This is a genomic window from Acinetobacter sp. UBA5984, from assembly GCF_002429925.1.
In the GTDB taxonomy this organism is placed as follows: domain Bacteria; phylum Pseudomonadota; class Gammaproteobacteria; order Pseudomonadales; family Moraxellaceae; genus Acinetobacter; species Acinetobacter variabilis.
This window is the reverse complement of sequence record NZ_DJBE01000004.1, coordinates 44,403-61,434: the sequence shown is the minus strand read 5'-3', so window position 1 is coordinate 61,434 and position 17,032 is coordinate 44,403. Positions and strand designations below refer to the sequence as shown.

The following is a 17,032-nucleotide window of genomic DNA, read 5'->3' as shown; positions in this document are numbered from 1 at the left end:
AATCTATTTCAGGACAAGACATCAAGATGAAGAATAAGAGCAGCATATGGAACTGATTTTTATTGCAGCATTATGTAGTGTTGCAGTCTCAATACTCTTAAAAATTGCTAAAAATAGAGGCATGAGTCCAATCCACATGATTAGCTGGAATTATGTCACAGCTAGCATATTGTGTTTTTTTTGGTTCAAACCAGACATCCAGCATATTTCCATGAGTCAGACTCCATGGCTATTGATTCTGGCGCTTGGCGTTTTATTACCGAGTGTATTTCTATTTCTGGCCAAATCATTACAAACAGCAGGAATCTTAAAAACTGAAATTGCCCAGCGATTATCAGTGGTATTATCACTGGCCGCTGCTTATTTCATTTTTCAGGAACAATTTAACCAGCTCAAGATACTGGGTATTGTCTTAGGCATAAGTTCCGTACTGTGCATTCTATTTTCACACCGTCAGGCATCAGAAAGCTCCAAGCAGGGAATGTTTTTTCTAGGCCTAGTGTGGTTTGGTTATGCACTGATTGATGTCTTATTGAAATATACGACCAGCCTCGGTTTGCAATTTGCTGTGGCACTGAACTTGATGTTTATCTGCGCCATGATTCTGTCGATGATCTATCTGCTGCTGCAATATCGTCATCTGGGTTCTGGCAAGGATATTAGTTTTGGTCTGTTATTAGGTGTGTTGAACTTTGCCAATATCGCCTTTTACGTCAAAGCCCACATGATGCTCAAAGATACACCAGCGATTGTATTCGCGGGTATGAATATTCTGGTGGTGATTTTTGGTGTGATTGCAGGTTTGCTCATCTTTAAAGAACGACTCAAACCTGCAAGTACGATCGGGCTGATTCTAGGCGTGATTAGTGTTGTTTGCCTAGCATATGCAATGTCTGTTTAACATAGGAAGATGCAAATTCAAGCGGATAACGTAACAGGTCTTCTTTTTCAGCCCGTCCAAGTAATAAGCCGGCCTGTTTGCAGTCTGGACAATGCGGATAACGATGCTGGGCATTAGCATAGTGATGTAAATAGATCTTATCGCAGTGTTTGCATTCGAATTTTAAAGAGCTGGCCGGTAAAACAGACATAGGTACCTCTAATTGTTATTCTAGTTGGATGTTTGGAGAATAAAGCAAAAATTAGGCCCGAATTAACAAGAAAAGGGGCACTAGGCCCCTTTTATAACATAAAATGCTTACAGTTTGGTGAAAATATCTTCAGCTTGCAGGCGGGATTTCGGCAATTTGGCATTGAAATCATTTTCACTGCGGTAACCNNCCCAGTGCAATAAAGGTCTGGTTTTCTGCCCAGCGCTGAATATCACCTTTTTCATTACGATAATAATGTACATAGCCGGTACGGGTATTCTTTTGACCTTCTTTGGCGCTCTCATCTTTAAAACGACCACTGAGATCATCACGATTTAACAGATTGTCCAGATGTAACTCGTCAATATCGGCTTTGGTACAAAATAAAATGGTATGTGAAGAGTCCAGCACTTTGGGAGCATTGTAGGCATAAGTTCCAACTAGTGCTTTGGCAATACGCTGTTTAGCGGCATCATTGTCGGCAATAAAAAAAATGCCAAGGCTGAATATTAATCGAAGATGGGGTCAGGCGTAAGATTTCTAATAAACGTTCAAATTGTTCTGCTGGAATCTTCTTGTTAGGGTCGTAAGCTTTAGTGGTATAACGGGTTTGAGCGATCTTGAGTAAATCCATTGATGGACTCCAATCTTTTGATAAGGCGTTTAGAAATATGCTTTAGGCATCTAGATTTTTCTGATCAAAAGATTATTACAATAAAAACATCATCGGCAAAGTCTATATTTATATAATCTTGAGTGAAATTTTATGAAAAACTAAGAGTTAAATCAGATAAAAAGCAAGCTTTTGTATATTGGCAGTTTCTGGTAACAGGAGTTTAATAAGAGCTTCAGGCAATAGCATGCAAGATAGGTGGGCCGATGCAATATACCAATTACTTTAAACGTAAATTAAAGACGCAGCAGCAAATTGGCTTGTGGGTCAGACTAGCTGAGGCGTATGGGACAGAAATTGCGGCAAATGCAGGCTATGACTGGCTCTTGATTGATGGTGAGCATGCCCCAAGCGATTTAAGAACAACGCTCTCTCAATTACAGAGTATCGCTGCTTATTCATCGCAAGCTGTAGTACGCCCCCCCAATAGGCAGTGTATAACTGATCAAGCAGTTACTCGGTATTGGCGCACAGACCTTATTGATTCCTATGGTAGAAACTGTGGAGCAGGCCGAATTAATGGTCAAAGCAGTCCGCTATCCACCAGAAGGAATTCGTGGTGTGGGTGCTACATTAGCACGTGCGACACGCTGGAACAGTATCCCGAATTATTACCAGACTGCTCATGAAAATATCTGTTTATTAATTCAGATCGAATCAGTGACAGGTCTAGAAAATCTGGATGAAATCCTCAAGATCGATGGGATTGATGGTGTATTTATTGGGGCGGTAGATCTTTCAACGACTATAGGCTATCAGGGGAATCCAAACCATCCTGAAGTACAAAAAGCAGTAGTAGATGCCATTCAGCGGATTCGTGCATCTGGTAAGGTTGCTGGGATTTTATCGACTCAGCATGAAGCTACTCAGAAATATCTGGCGCTTGGAACTGAGTTCGTTGCAGTGGGTGTTGATATCAGTGTGCTAATGAATTCGCTTCGTGAACTTTTGGCAAAATATAAACCTGATGCTGAAGTCATCAAGTCAGAAGGCGGTTATTGATCATAAAAATATCTGAGAGTCGTAAATTATGATTTCTCAATATTTATTACTTAAACAAAAGATATTTTATAAAAGCTCTGATTTGTCAGAGTTTTTTTTATCTACTTTAACTATAGTAATTTAAAAATAATATGGGTGGGGATTGAAAAATGAAACCAGAAGAAATTGATGTATTTTATGAGCAGCAAAAACAGATCCATGGGTAAAAAAGCAACAACGTTACCGTTTAGGGCAATGTATTTTATTCGTCTTTATGCTGATTTATATCTTAGTTACTGGATATCTGGCAGTTTTAAACTTTCTTGATTCAGGTGATTTGATCTCTGGCTTTAGTATCATGATGTTGATCGGTTTGTTTTATATGTTGAAATACTTCTTTACTGGACATTTAGATATGCGAAAAAGCATCTGAAAAATACCACTCTTGACATATGTCATTACAATGTAATTTTGCTATTTGGTCAAAAAAGAGTTATAAGATAATTACTTTAAAGCGAATACTGTTTTCGCTGGTTTATTTTTAGCTGATTGTGATACACGAACGACAGGTTTTCCTGTTAAAAAAACTCTAGCAAACCCAGAAATAAGATTTATTTTTAGTCTATAGCTCTCCTTGTTTAATCACAAAAAGCTCATATTATGAGTGAATATTTTGAAAAATTTAAATACATGGTCTATCGCGACCGCCATTAATGGTTGTGAAATTCAAGTCAAAGTTGTACCAATGCAACGCCAGCAAAATACCATCAATGGTATGATTATGGTCAATGTGGGCAAGATGATTGAACTTGAAAACGGTGAACAATATCCATTTAATCTGGATGGTAAAAGTTTCTATACTGGTTTTAACCAGTTATATCGTTTAAGTTAAATAAAATATAAAAAGCAACTGTTCGCAGTTGCTTTTTTTTATGGGTAATGCCAGATTTTTAGCTGAATGTTATGAATATCAATATCAGAGCTGTGCAGCTCTAAAATCTCAGCATAATCAGCTTTCCAATCTCCTAAAACAATTCTTTTTTTACCATTTACATCATGCATTGCTGCGCGGTGAGTATGTCCGTGAATCAGTACATCTGCTTCTTTGAGAGCAGCTTCTACCGCAGTTAGATTTACATCCATAACCTCATAGCTTTTCAATTGCTGTGCTTCATGGCTTTTCTTGCGGAAACCATTAGCGAGTCTGGTACGAAAGCTAAGTGGCATTTTTCTTAAAAAACCTAAAATCCAGGGATGGCGGATGACTTTTCTGAAACGCTGATAGGACACATCATCGGTACAGAGTGCATCACCATGTTCGATCCGATATCGGAGTGAACCTATATTTAAGCTGGTCATTTCAGGTAAAAGCTGTCCGGAAAATTGATCCAGAAAATCTTGGCCTAAGGCAAAGTCACGGTTACCGATGAGAAAATAGATTTGATTGCCGGCTTGATTAAACTGTTTTAAAGCACTGATGATTTCATCCAGCCAGGGAGCAGTGTAGTCATCTCCAATCCAGGCATTGAACCAGTCGCCCAAAATATACAGTTGGGTATTTTTATGCTGATAAGCTGCCAATAAATCTAAAAACCCCCGAACAAGTCGAGGGTGATCAGGTGACAAATGTAAATCTGAGATAAACAGATAGGTCACGAATCTTTTCCTTATTTTTTTAATCCCTCCCGACCTCCCTCTGTAAAAGTGAGGAGAAAAACCATCTTTAAAAATGGTGGTTCCCTCCTTTATTAAGGGAGGGTTAGGGAGGATTTAAAATTACTCAGAAATGATTTTTGCAGATTCGATCACAACGTTCTCTAAAGGAACGTCAGCGTGGTAGCCACGGTTCCCAGTGCGAACGCCTTTGATTGCATCAACAACGTCCATGCCTTCAACTACTTTACCAAATACGGCATAACCCCAACCTTGTGCAGTTTTGCCAGTGTGGTTAAGGAAAGAGTTGTTTTTCACGTTAATGAAGAACTGAGCAGAAGCAGAGTGAGGTGCTTGAGTACGTGCCATTGCAATGGTACCTACATCGTTGCTTAAACCGTTGTCAGCTTCGTTTTCAATCGCATCCCGTGTTGCTTTTTCTTTGAAGTTTTCATCCATGCCGCCGCCCTGAATCATGAAACCATCAATAACGCGGTGGAAAATTACGCCGTCATAAAAACCGTCACGTACATATTGCAAGAAGTTAGCTACTGTTTTAGGTGCTTTTTCAGCGTTTAATTCAAGAACAATACGACCTTTATTGGTGTTTAATTCGACTTGAGGAAAACTCATTGTGTAATCTCCTAATCATGGACTAATGCCATGGTTTTTTCTGAATGAAGGAAGCATAAGCAAACTACAATCGACAAGGCAAGCAAAAACATAATTTTCTTTGTTAAAAACATAAAAATCGTATCTTATTTATGCATTGATTTACAAAGTCATTTCTTCGAGATCATTCGTCTTTATAAAGCTTGTCTGACCCTAAGAGCATGCACTGATCTGTTGGCTCAGTCAAAAGCGGATATTTTACGATTTGGTAAGCTATTGTATTTTCCAATTTGAAAATGAACGAATTGAAATCAAATACCTAAGTTAACGGTTGAGAGATCATTCACCTATAGTTAAACTAAAGAACCTTTATTTAGTGAATACAGTTAGGCCGCGTGAGCTACTGCATATTCATTAATCCCTTTTTAACTTTAGAAGTGAATGATTAATCATGAAGCCAAATGATGTTGTGACGTCTCTGCCCGACAACCCGACCCAAAATAAGAATGCAGTCGATTCAGCGCAGCAGCAGGAACAACAACCAGGCTTAGACTTTGTACGTCAGGTGATTACTGACGATCTAGCAGCTGGCCGTACCCAGCAAGTGGTCACCCGTTTTCCGCCTGAACCAAATGGTTATTTGCATATTGGTCATGTTAAAGCGATCTGCCTGAACTTTGGTATTGCTGAAGAATTTGGTGGCCTGTGCAACCTGCGTTTTGATGATACCAACCCCGATGCAGAAGAGCAGGAATATGTGGATGGTATTGCCAATGATGTGAAATGGCTGGGCTTCCAGTGGAATGGTGAACCACGCTATGCATCAAGTTATTTTGACCAGTTATATGCATGGGCAATTCAACTGATTGAACAGGGCGATGCCTATGTGGATCTACAAACTCCGGAAGAGATCAAGCTAAACCGCGGTAACTTCGTAGAGCCAGGTAAAAACTCGCCACAACGCGATGCGACTGTGGAAGAAAACCTTGAGCGTTTCGAAAAAATGCGCACTGGTGAATATGCTGAAGGCGAAGCGGTATTGCGTGCCAAGATAGATATGAACTCGCCAAATGTGCATATGCGTGATCCGATTCTGTATCGTATTCTGCATTCTGCGCATCACCAGACTGGCGATAAATGGAAAATTTATCCAATGTACGACTATGCGCATCCATTATCAGATGCGATTGAAGGCATTACACACTCACTTTGTACACTGGAATTCCAAGATCACCGTCCATTCTATGACTGGGTGGTGGAAAAAGTTAAATCGCCATCTGTGCCACGTCAGTACGAATCTAGCCGCCTGAATGTTGATTACACCATCACTTCTAAACGTAAGCTGCGCAAGCTGGTTGAAGGTGGTTATGTCAATGGGTGGGATGATCCACGTATGCCGACTGTTGTGGGTATGCGCCGTCGTGGTTTCACCCCTGAAGGTCTGCGTGATTTCTGTAAGCGTGTAGGTGTGTCTAAAGTCGATGGCAGTATCGTTGATGTAGCAATGCTTGAATATTGCATCCGTCAATCTTTAGAAAATACTGCAGCTCGCGGTATGGCAGTATTGAATCCATTAAAAGTGACTTTAACCAATCTGCCAGCGGATATGGATCTTACTCATTCACGTCATCCAAACGTGGATATGGGCGAACGTATTATTCCGCTCACTTCAGAAATCTATATCGACCGTAAAGACTTTGAGGAAGAGCCACCTAAAGGCTTCAAACGTCTGATTCTGGGCGGTGAAGTGCGTCTTCGTCATGCTTATGTCATCAAATGTGATGAAGTGATTAAAGATGCGAACGGTGAAGTAGTTGAACTGAAGTGCTCAATCGATCCTGAAACTTTAGGTAAAAATCCTGAAGGCCGTAAGGTAAAAGGTGTGATTCACTGGGTATCTGCAAGCAAAGGTGTTCCTGCTGAAGTTCGCATTTACGATCGTCTGTTCACTGAATCTGATCCAGAAACTGGTGATGACTTCCTGGCGAATCTGAATCCTGAATCATTGAAAGTGGTTCAAGCAGTTATTGAGCCTGCACTGGCTCAAGCAAAACCGGAAGATCGTTTCCAGTTTGAACGTGAAGGCTATTTTGTAGCGGATCAATATGATCATACAAGCAACAAACCAGTATTCAACCGTATCCTGGATTTGAAAGACAGCTTTAAACCTGGCAAATAATTTAAGCTAAATCTCTAAAAAGCCCAACTCAGGTTGGGCTTTTTCAATCGTGGCAGGGAAGAATGAATGATTGTTCGTGATAAAAGTAATAGCTTTAGTCTGCTGTTTGCATGGCATGGCACAATTTTGCCTAAAGTTTTGCCTGCCTTGGGGCTGGTAATTTTTCTTTCAGGCTTGCTAGTTTATCTGCGTCAGGCGCATTTTTTTAGCTTTCCTGCAGTGCCAGCCATTGGCTTTACCATCTTCGGGGTGATTCTGTCGATCTTTCTCAGCTTTCGTAATACCGCCTGTTATGACCGCTGGTGGGAAGGACGCAAGCTGTGGGGAGCGCTGATTGCTACGACACGTCATTTATGTCGTGATAGTTACGTCCTTGATGATCAGTCACGTGAAATCCTGTTGTATCGAATGATGCTGTTCACTCATTTATTACGTGACCGTTTGAGACAGCAACAGCAAAGTATTCAGCATTACCAGGCCCACACTAGTTTTGAAGCTGCTACATATGAACAATTGCCCACGCATATCAATGCATCACAATGGGTACTGGAACAGATCCAGAAAGATTTGGTTCTGCTCTATAAACAGGGCAAAATCACAGATATTATTTATAATAACCTGAATCAGCATACAGTGACTTTAGGCGATATACAGGCGGGTTGTGACCGGATCCTGTCGACGCCGTTACCATTTTCCTATTCGGTGCTGTTGCATCGTGCTGTTTATTCTTTCTGTTTTATCCTGCCATTTAGTCTGGAAGCCAGTCTTGGTTTATGGACTCCGATTCTAGTCGGCCTGATTGCTTATATGCTGTTAGGGTTAGATGAGCTGAGTGCGGAACTGGAAGAGCCTTTTGGGCTTCAGGATAATGATCTGCCTTTAGACTCTATTGTGAGATTGATCGAACGTGAAACCCTGAGTTCTTTAGGACAAGAACTACCTGAAGCGATTAAAGTCCAAAAAGCTTATTTAACTTAGGTTTAAACTGATTTTATTGAAAGGCTAATCATTAAATAAATCAAATTTTATTGAAAGGCTAATCATTAAATAAATCAAATGAAAGTCATCTTATTTTTAAATTATTTTTGAATAGCTATCTTAAAAACTTTAATAGCAAGAAACTAAAACCTTAACGATGTTTTAAATGATTACCAAGATCTGGGCTATTGTTTTTGACCTGCTCATGTAGCTCACGATATCGCTCTAAACGTTGTTTGGCCTTGTCACGAAGCTTTTTCTTGATATAGAGGGCTAGAGCGAAACAGGTGGTCGTCAAGGTCAGGAAAAGGCTATTCATAAAGCTCATCATGGAGCTGATATAACCGATCGTCGTCAGACGGTTCATCATCTGAATGACTTGCGGGCTGCTTTCTACACCAGTGATTGCCCAAGTACAGAGATGTTCACAATTATTAATAATCAGGTGATAGTTATTTTCATGCATTCTGGAACGCATACGACGAACCACTTTACGGCCTTTGTATTTTGCTGAAGCATAATACTGGATCTGAATCGGTTTGCCGTTGCTGAATTTCTCAATTGAGGTGATTTCAATTGGATGCTTCTTAAATAAATGTGCAAAACCGGAATAGTGGATGACACGACCACGCCCGGCATAAATCCCGTGATGAGTATAACCGAAATGTTTAACCATAAGATGCGCACCTATGGGAAACCGTTTAGTTCGCTGCATGTAAAGATTAAGCCATTTAACAACAAGTGTATTTTAAACAGCAAGTGTACTGTTTTTTTGTGAATTAATCGATGTTTTAGGGCTTAATTCTATCCAGAATTCGTTATCTAGACAGTCATTCTTAAATTTCTTGAATCTTATAAATGCTGTATGTGAACTGATTAAGGCAGACCTAAAATTATAATATTTAAATAGCCTAAGCAAAGATGAAAGCCACTAATCTGCATATTTGAAAAGAAATAAAGATATAGACACTTAGGTTTAGATATAAGGAGTAGGTTCCATTTGATTGAAAGCAGAGAGGGGTAGGCAAAAATCCAAATGATAGATATAAAAAAAAGCATTTGCGTATGCAAATGCTTTTTATCAAGACCTAAGCTGCTTATTGCAGCGGCAGGTGCTGAAGTTCATTGAGTTCTTTACGGCTGTAACCGCGAGAAGCTAGAACTTTTTTGATTCCTATAATGATATCTTCATCAGTTGCTTTAGACAGTGCTTCAAGGAGCTGTTCATTTGTCTTGCAAGAGCAATCATTTTCAACACAAGCAATCTGGTTCTTGTGTTCATTTTGTTGTTCATCTGAAAACAACTTCTGCCAGAAACTCATAGAGCCTTCATACACAACCTAACATAGGGTGAAATATATCCAATTTAATAAATAAAGCAATAGGACCTATGTGATAAAAGCAGCAGTCAGTATTTTAAATTTTCGATTGTAGAAGAGATTTTAAACGATATTATTTGATTGAAACAAGATAATTCATGGATAAGTTACTAATTTTATGTATAAAAAATGGAGCTAACAAAAGCTCCATTTATGTAACAAAAAAATAAATTGAAACAATATTTTTAGCGTTTTTCCAGTAGTACTCCGGACTCTACATGATGGGTATAAGGGAACTGATCGAATAGGGCAAACTTGGTAATTTTATGGGTTTGGGACAGTTGTTTCAGATTGTCATGTAATGTGTCCGGATTGCAAGAAATGTAGATGATTCGTTCAAAGCGCTGTAGCAGTTTCAGTGTTTCATCATCGATCCCTGCACGTGGGGGATCGACGAATACCGTATCGAAGTCATAAGTTGACAGGTCAATATTGGCTTCTTGTAGACGGCGGAAAGTACGATCACCATTAAAAGCTTGTGTAAATTCTTCCGCAGATAGACGTGCTACCTGAATATTGTCGATACCGTTCTGCTCGATATTCCATTCAGCCGCATACACAGATGACTTGGCCAACTCAGTTGCCAATGCACGACGGAAACGGGTAGACAATGGCAGGGTAAAGTTACCATTGCCACAGTAAAGCTCTAACAGGTCTTTATCAGACTGCTGCGCGGCATTACATGCCCATTCCAGCATTTTCTGGCAGACTTGTGCATTCGGCTGGGTGAAGCTACTTTCGATCTGTTTGTACTGATATTTGCGGTCAAATACACTGAGTTCCTCTACGACAAACTCATCGCTCAAGACAAATTTCTGGCCACGGCTACGACCAATCAGCTTGATCTTTAATTTTTCAGCTAGTGCTTTAGCTGCAGGTTCCCAGCTTTCATCCAGCTTGCGGTGATAGATCAGGGAAACCAGTACTTCACCTTTGAGTGTTGCCAGGAAATGCACTTCAAATAGGCGGTGACCCAGAGTTGCATCGGCTTTGAAGGCTTCTAGTAATTGCGGCATTAAGTCATTAATACTGCGGTCAGCCACAGGGAATTCATTAATACGGATCACTTTCTTATTATTGTTCTCATCACGCTCAAACATGGCATAGAACAGGTCATCTTCAGTATGCCAGATCCGGAATTCAGCACGCATGCGATAGTACTGTTCAGGCGACTCAAATACTTCAAGGGCAGGTGGTTGATATTCGGCAAATTGCGCGCTAATGCGTTCAACTTTGGCATCCAGTTGTTGCTGATAAGATGAGGTCATATGCAGTAAAAAATCGCAAATATTTTGAAAGCCAAGATGGTAGCAAAAATTTGCTGTTCTGCCTAAGACTATTCAGGGAAACAGGTTGGAAAAGCAGTAAAAAAAAGGCCAAATCTTCAAAGGGGAGAGATTTGGCCATAAGAGGAAAGGGATTAAAATAATCTCAGTACTAAAGCTTTTTACAGACCTGACATGGTCATGAGACTGGCATTGCCACCTGCAGCTGCGGTATTGATACTGATTGCACGTTCAATTACGAAACGCTCCACTGGAATCTCATAATCTCCTGAGCTTAAATGCGTGATACCTACAATAGCTCCTTGTCGTCTTGCAATACGTTGCTGCAAATCCATCAATGCAGAGGTCTCGCCATGATGCAGTACAGCTTCAAAATCACCTGATTCAATATCCTTGATAACTTTAATGGCCTTCACCACACTCGCGGGCATACTTTGCAGATACTTGAGTATAAAAGTATTGTCTGCCAGTACAGCCGGACGGCTACCGACCGATAAAATTGACAAGATTTGCTGAATCTGATCCATATCATTTTCTGCTAGTGATAACACACTCTCACGCGGCAAGATCATGTACTGGTTTTCTTCACCCGTTGGACCTTGTAGGCTAAAGCTATGTACCGTTGTAATCTGAGCAGGAGCTTGCAAAGAAACTCTTGGGAAAGTCTTGTTTACCCAGGCCTTAAAGTCCTCTAACACCGGATTTCCAAAGGAAGCTTGGGCAGGCTGCATGGCATAAGGCTGAGCCAGTTTCTTCTCAGACACCTGATGCATTAAACGGTAGATATAAAGTGGACCGCCAGCTTTAGGACCAGTCCCAGACAGACCTTCACCACCGAAGGGTTGTACACCCACCACAGCACCGACAATATTGCGGTTGATATACAAGTTCCCGACATGCGCTTTTGAAATCACGGTTTGCATGGTTTCATCAATCCGGGTATGTAGGCCCATGGTTAGGCCATAACCTTTACTATTGATCTGATCTAGAAGTTGTGGCAGCTCACCGGCTTTATAGCTAATCAGATGCAGCACTGGACCAAAGACTTCACGTTCAAGATCATTCAAATTCGGCAGTTCAATCAAAGTTGGTGGGATGAAGGTACCTTGAGCTAGATCAAAAGCATCCTGATTAAACATTAGTTGATGAACTTTATGACCTTTACTGCGCATCTGCTCAATATGTTCCTGGATGTTTTGCTGTGCTTCGGCATCAATCACAGGACCGATATCCATTTTGAGTAGAACCGGATTACCGACTCGCAATTGCTGCATTGCACCTTTTAGCATCTTACGTACGGTATCTAGATTATCTTCCTGTACGCAGAGCACACGCAGGGCAGAACAGCGCTGACCAGCACTGTCAAAGGCTGAGTTAACTACATCCAGCACAACCTGTTCGGTGAGCGCAGACGAATCTACGATCATGGCATTCTGACCACCAGTTTCGGCAATTAAAGTGACGCTTTCGCCAAACTGATTCAGGCGTGCTGCGACAGTTTTTTGCAGAATCTTCGCTACTTCGGTTGAACCGGTAAACATGATGCCCTGGATGCGTGAATCTTGGCTGAGTTGAGCACCAATGGTTTCACCACGACCCGGTAATAATTGCAGTACATCTTGTGGAATACCCGCTTCCCAGAGAATCTGCACAGCTTGAGCGGCAATCAACGGAGTCTGTTCAGCAGGTTTTGCGATGACTGTATTGCCAGCAACCAATGCCGCCGAAATCTGTCCGGTAAAGATCGCTAACGGGAAGTTCCAAGGACTAATGCAGAGTACAGTTCCTAAAGGCTGAATATGTACATCATTAGACAGGTCCAGCATCTGGCCAGCATAGTAGCGTAGGAAGTCAATCGCTTCACGAACTTCGGCAATCGCATTGGCATAGGTTTTACCGGCTTCACGAGACAGTAGAACCATCAGTGGCAGTAAACGTTGTTGCATCAGGTCGGCGGCTTTGTTTAGGCAAGCAGCACGTTCATTCTTTGGCAGATTACTCCAAAAACTTTGTGCATTCACTGCCTGAGTCAGGGCAATTTCTGCCTGTTCAGTGGTGGCTTCATAGACAGTACCAACAACGTCCTGATGCTGTGCTGGATTGATAATCTGTACTGGATGACTACTATCGATTTCTGAGAAAGCAGTACCCATTGCAGCAGCCTGGAATTGACTATTCGCTAAGTCTGTTGCAACTTCATTTAAGGCTTGCAGGTTTGCATCATTGGCCAGGTCCAATCCGGACGAATTTGATCGCAGAGCACCGTATAAATCTTTTGGATAAGGGATTTTCGGATGTTTAGCACCTAAGGCATTTTCCTGTTGGGCTGCTTTTAAAATGGTTTGACGTGGATTCTCAATCAGGTCTTCGACTTTTAAATTTTTGTCGGCAATGCGATTCACGAATGAAGTATTGGCGCCATTTTCTAACAGACGACGCACCAGATAAGCCAGTAGAGTTTCATGGTTCCCGACAGGTGCATAGATCCGGCATGGAACACCGAGTTTTCCAGCAGCTTTGTCACCCACCACATTTTCGTATAGTGGTTCACCCATGCCATGCAGACACTGGAATTCGTATTGACCGGTATAATAACGTTCTGGATTGGCTAGTTGGTAAATAGTGGCAACAGTCTGCGCATTATGCGTCGCAAATTGCGGGTAGATATAGTCCGGTTCTGCTAATAGTTTTCGTGCACAGGCAATATAGGATAGGTCAGTATGCACTTTACGGGTAAATACCGGATAATCTGACATGCCTTCAATTTGAGCTTTCTTGATTTCGCTATCCCAGTAAGCGCCTTTCACCAGACGAATCATCAGGCGTTTCTGGCTGCGTTTAGCCAGATCAATGATGTAATCCACGACATAGAAGCAGCGTTTCTGGTAAGCCTGAATCACGAAACCAATGCCTTTCCAGTTATTGAGTTCAGGTTCAAAACACAGGCGTTCTAAAAGCTCTAAGGAAATTTCCAGACGCTCGGTTTCTTCCGCATCGATATTCAGACCGATATTGTACTTTTTCGCCAGAACCGCCAGATTCAGTACTTTGCTATACAGTTCATCATTCACACGATCCATCTGTGAGCGTTGATAACGTGGATGCAGCGCAGACAGTTTAATGGAAATACCCGGGCCGTTATAAACATCTTTATCTGTTGATGCCTGACCGATGGCATGAATTGCATTTTGATAATCCTGATAATAACGTTCTGCATCCGGATCGGTTAGTGCTGCTTCACCCAGCATGTCATAAGAATATTGGAAACCTTTTTCTTCCAGACGTTCGGCATTTTTCAGTGCTTCATCAATGGTTTCGCCAGTCACAAACTGTTCACCCATCATACGCATCGCCACATCGACCGCCTTGCGGATAATGCCACGGCCACTGCGTGCCAAAAGGCCAGTTAACAGACTTGACAGGCTTTTCTGTTGTGGGGTTTCCATCAGCTTTCCGGTCAGCATCAGTCCCCAGGCCGCAGCATTGACAAACATCAGCTGGCTTTGCCCGAGATGTTCTTTCCAGTTGCCCTGATTGATCTTGTCACGAATCAGCAGGTCGCGGGTCGCCGTATCCGGAATACGCAGCAAAGCTTCTGCCAGACACATCAATGCGATACCTTCCTGAGAAGACAGCGAAAATTCCTGTAATAGCCCTTGTACAATGCCGGCCTTGCCACCTGAACCTTTACGTTCACGCAAGGAATGCGCCAGATCAAAAGCCAGGTTTTGGATTTTGTCCGTCAGTTCAGAGGAAATTTCACTATGTTCCAGCAGGGTTTCCACGCACTCGGATTCTGCACGTCGCCATGCAGAATTAATGCGCTGTTCATATTCATTTTTATCCTTAAATTCAGCAATATAATTCGACTGCTGCATGGCATTCGAGTGCGAATTTGGGCGTAGGGTGGTGGACATAGTGACTTCCTGTACTGCGTCAAACGGTTCTTTGAGTTGAATGAGTTTTAATCTATAATCCCAAAATAATTGACGAATATCTCACTATAGTTTGTATCATTTTTAGAGAATAATGCTAATGAATAGCCCTTATTTAAGCCTTGACCGAATAGATATTCGCATCCTTGATTTGCTGCAGTCTGAATCGAAAATTTCCAATATTAAACTGGCAGAAATGGTGAATCTATCACCAACTGCGGTACTGGCGCGTGTACAAAAACTAACCAAGGAGGGATTTATTCTCGGTTATGAAGCGCGGCTCAATCCAATTATGCTGAATAACGGTTTTGTGGTCTTTGTCGAAATCCTGCTGGATAAAACCACACCGAATGTATTGGAAGAATTTTCCGAGGCGGTACAGCATATTCCCGATATTGTGGAATGTCATATGATCAGTGGAGGCTTTGATTTCGTAGTGAAAATTCGCTGTGCCAATATGGATGAATTCCGAAAAATCTCCGGTGATATTTTGTGGCAATTACCGGGGGTAAAAGAAACCCGTAGTTATCCGGTCATGGAAGTGATCAAGGAAACCCAGCAGATCAAGTTGAAAATGCCGGCTAAAGCTAAGGTATAAATTCAGACAAAACAAAAGGGACATAAAGTCCCTTTTTAATTTGAAATAGAAAGATTATTTATTCATTTCAGCCATTTCTTTTTGATATTCAGCTTTCGCCAGTTCAAAACGATTAACGACATCGTGACTTGGCGCTTTATCCAATAGGCTCACAATCACAATACTTAACGCTGCCAGAATAAAGCCCGGGATAATCTCATATAGACCGGTATCACCCATATAATTTTTCCAGGCAATTACGGTTACAGCACCAACTACCATTCCGACAATCGCGCCATTGAGGGTCATGCGTTTCCAGAACAATGAGAAAATGATCAGTGGACCAAAGGCAGCACCAAAGCCAGCCCACGCATAAGCCACCAGACCCAGAACTTTACTATTCGGATTAATGGCCAAGGAGATTGCAATCAAGGCAATCACAATCACCATGCCACGACCGACCCAGATCAATTCTTTTTGCGACGCATTTTTACGTAGGAAACCCTTATATAAATCTTCAGTCAGGGTAGTGGAGCAGACCAGCAACTGACAGCTCAATGTACTCATAATCGCAGCCAGAATTGCCGCCAATATAATGCCTGCAATCCAGGGATTAAACAGAATTTTAGTCAGTTCCATAAACACGGTTTCAGGATTCTGGTTCACGATTGCAGCAGCTGGCAAATCAGGATTTGCCGCAAAATAAGCAATTCCGATATAGCCCGCAGACATCGCACCCACCAGACACAGAATCATCCAGGCCATCCCGATCCGGCGTGCAGCAGGAATGGTTTTAACCGAATCTGCCGCCATAAAGCGCACCAGAATATGTGGCTGACCAAAATAGCCTAAGCCCCAAGCTAGGCTGGAAATAATCGCCACAAAACTTAGACCTTCCAGCATATTAGAGGCTTGTGGACGGGCGGTTTCTAATAGAGCACCTACTTGTTGAGCATTATCACTCAATGCCAAATAGGTAATGATCGGTGTAATGAGCAGGGCAAAGATCATCAATCCTGCCTGGAAAGTATCGGTCCAACTGATTGCCAGGAAGCCGCCAATACACACATATAGAATCGTAGCCACTGCACCAAGCCAGAGCGCCGTGGTGTAATCCCAGCCAAACAGGCTTTCGAACAGACGTGCACCTGCGACCATGCCGGAAGCACAGTAAATTGCAAAGAACACCAAAATCACAATGGCTGATAGTAAGCGTAAAATCCGTTTCTTATCCGCAAAACGGCTGGTGAAATAATCCGGCAGGGTCAGGGCATTGTTCTGGTACTCGGTATGCGCCCGTAGACGGCCAGCAACCAGTAACCAGTTCAGCCAGGCGCCAATAATCAGGCCAATCGCAATCCAGACTTCAGACAGGCCAGACAGATAAATGGCTCCGGGTAAACCCATCAGCAACCAGCCGCTCATATCGGAAGCACCTGCGGAAAGCGCAGTCACTACACTGCCCAGACTTCGCCCACCCAGAATATATTCATCAAAATTGGACGTCGCACGATAGGCGTATAAACCGATCCCAATCATGGCGACGATATAAAACATAAAAGTAATCAGTGTCGGGTTTAGCGAGCTCATAGGCAGAGTATCCTTAAATTTTGAACATCATCATCCGGGATGATTTTTTGAACTGCGTTTACAGGGCAGTGATTCAAACACGGTTTAAAAATTACACT

13 protein-coding genes and 2 pseudogenes are annotated in these 17,032 nt (G+C 42.0%); 6 read left to right on the top strand and 9 right to left on the bottom strand.

Features of this window, described 5'->3' with window-relative positions; translation table 11 throughout:
• The first annotated feature begins 46 nt into the window (after nucleotides 1-46).
• Nucleotides 47-901 (top strand): DMT family transporter, encoded by an 855-nt coding sequence (locus tag B3J29_RS00915; protein ID WP_175967467.1) that lies wholly within the window; start codon nucleotides 47-49, stop codon nucleotides 899-901.
• Here the strand turns inward: B3J29_RS00915 and B3J29_RS00910 are convergent.
• Both B3J29_RS00910 and B3J29_RS00905 read right to left on the bottom strand, forming a co-directional pair.
• A complete protein-coding gene (locus B3J29_RS00910; protein WP_005235329.1) occupies nucleotides 864-1,091 on the bottom strand; it encodes a hypothetical protein in 228 nt (75 codons plus the stop codon). The genes B3J29_RS00915 and B3J29_RS00910 overlap by 38 nt on opposite strands.
• 107 nt (nucleotides 1,092-1,198) lie before the next feature.
• A pseudogene (locus tag B3J29_RS00905) lies at nucleotides 1,199-1,725 on the bottom strand (nitroreductase family protein).
• A 245-nt stretch (nucleotides 1,726-1,970) separates the two neighbouring features.
• On the opposite strand from B3J29_RS00905, the pseudogene hpaI reads away from it, so the two are divergent.
• Nucleotides 1,971-2,766: pseudogene (gene hpaI, locus B3J29_RS00900) on the top strand (4-hydroxy-2-oxoheptanedioate aldolase).
• A 652-nt stretch (nucleotides 2,767-3,418) separates the two neighbouring features.
• Nucleotides 3,419-3,637 carry a hypothetical protein gene (locus tag B3J29_RS00895; protein WP_004786100.1) on the top strand — a complete coding sequence of 73 codons (219 nt, stop codon included), beginning with the start codon at nucleotides 3,419-3,421 and terminating at the stop codon, nucleotides 3,635-3,637.
• Nucleotides 3,638-3,675: 38 nt separating this feature from the next.
• On the opposite strand, the gene B3J29_RS00890 is transcribed toward B3J29_RS00895, so the two are convergent.
• Together B3J29_RS00890 and B3J29_RS00885 are read right to left on the bottom strand one after the other, a co-directional pair.
• The gene (locus B3J29_RS00890) at nucleotides 3,676-4,401 is read right to left on the bottom strand and encodes a UDP-2,3-diacylglucosamine diphosphatase (RefSeq protein ID WP_175967471.1); all 726 of its coding nucleotides are present in this window, start codon (nucleotides 4,399-4,401) and stop codon (nucleotides 3,676-3,678) included.
• A 120-nt stretch (nucleotides 4,402-4,521) separates the two neighbouring features.
• Nucleotides 4,522-5,031 carry a peptidylprolyl isomerase gene (locus B3J29_RS00885; protein ID WP_004786097.1) on the bottom strand — a complete coding sequence of 170 codons (510 nt, stop codon included), beginning with the start codon at nucleotides 5,029-5,031 and terminating at the stop codon, nucleotides 4,522-4,524.
• Nucleotides 5,032-5,461: 430 nt separating this feature from the next.
• On the opposite strand from B3J29_RS00885, the gene B3J29_RS00880 reads away from it, so the two are divergent.
• Both B3J29_RS00880 and B3J29_RS00875 read left to right on the top strand, forming a co-directional pair.
• On the top strand, nucleotides 5,462-7,189 hold the full coding sequence (locus B3J29_RS00880) for a glutamine--tRNA ligase/YqeY domain fusion protein (RefSeq protein ID WP_175967472.1): 1,728 nt from the start codon (nucleotides 5,462-5,464) through the stop codon (nucleotides 7,187-7,189).
• 66 nt (nucleotides 7,190-7,255) lie between these two features.
• Nucleotides 7,256-8,167 carry a bestrophin family protein gene (locus B3J29_RS00875; RefSeq protein ID WP_175967474.1) on the top strand — a complete coding sequence of 304 codons (912 nt, stop codon included), beginning with the start codon at nucleotides 7,256-7,258 and terminating at the stop codon, nucleotides 8,165-8,167.
• 151 nt (nucleotides 8,168-8,318) lie between these two features.
• Here B3J29_RS00875 and B3J29_RS00870 read toward each other — a convergent pair whose 3' ends face one another.
• The 4 genes from B3J29_RS00870 to putA all read right to left on the bottom strand — a co-directional run bounded on the left by B3J29_RS00870 (nucleotide 8,319) and on the right by putA (nucleotide 14,749).
• Nucleotides 8,319-8,882, bottom strand: coding sequence for a lecithin retinol acyltransferase family protein (locus tag B3J29_RS00870; RefSeq protein ID WP_175967476.1), 564 nt, complete (start codon nucleotides 8,880-8,882; stop codon nucleotides 8,319-8,321).
• A gap of 382 nt (nucleotides 8,883-9,264) precedes the next feature.
• A complete protein-coding gene (locus B3J29_RS00865) occupies nucleotides 9,265-9,489 on the bottom strand; it encodes a hypothetical protein (RefSeq protein ID WP_004786091.1) in 225 nt (74 codons plus the stop codon).
• Nucleotides 9,490-9,731: 242 nt separating this feature from the next.
• Nucleotides 9,732-10,814 (bottom strand): tRNA (uridine(54)-C5)-methyltransferase TrmA, encoded by a 1,083-nt coding sequence (trmA, locus tag B3J29_RS00860; RefSeq protein ID WP_262735461.1) that lies wholly within the window; start codon nucleotides 10,812-10,814, stop codon nucleotides 9,732-9,734.
• 179 nt (nucleotides 10,815-10,993) lie between these two features.
• A complete protein-coding gene (putA, locus tag B3J29_RS00855; protein ID WP_175967480.1) occupies nucleotides 10,994-14,749 on the bottom strand; it encodes a trifunctional transcriptional regulator/proline dehydrogenase/L-glutamate gamma-semialdehyde dehydrogenase in 3,756 nt (1,251 codons plus the stop codon).
• Between the two features lie 118 nt (nucleotides 14,750-14,867).
• Here putA and B3J29_RS00850 point away from each other — a divergent pair, with 118 nt between their 5' ends.
• Nucleotides 14,868-15,365: an Lrp/AsnC ligand binding domain-containing protein gene (locus B3J29_RS00850; RefSeq protein ID WP_004786082.1), complete on the top strand. Its 498-nt coding sequence runs from the start codon at nucleotides 14,868-14,870 to the stop codon at nucleotides 15,363-15,365.
• A 54-nt stretch (nucleotides 15,366-15,419) separates the two neighbouring features.
• Here B3J29_RS00850 and putP read toward each other — a convergent pair whose 3' ends face one another.
• A complete protein-coding gene (putP, locus tag B3J29_RS00845) occupies nucleotides 15,420-16,934 on the bottom strand; it encodes a sodium/proline symporter PutP (protein WP_175967482.1) in 1,515 nt (504 codons plus the stop codon).
• Nucleotides 16,935-17,032: the final 98 nt, after the last annotated feature.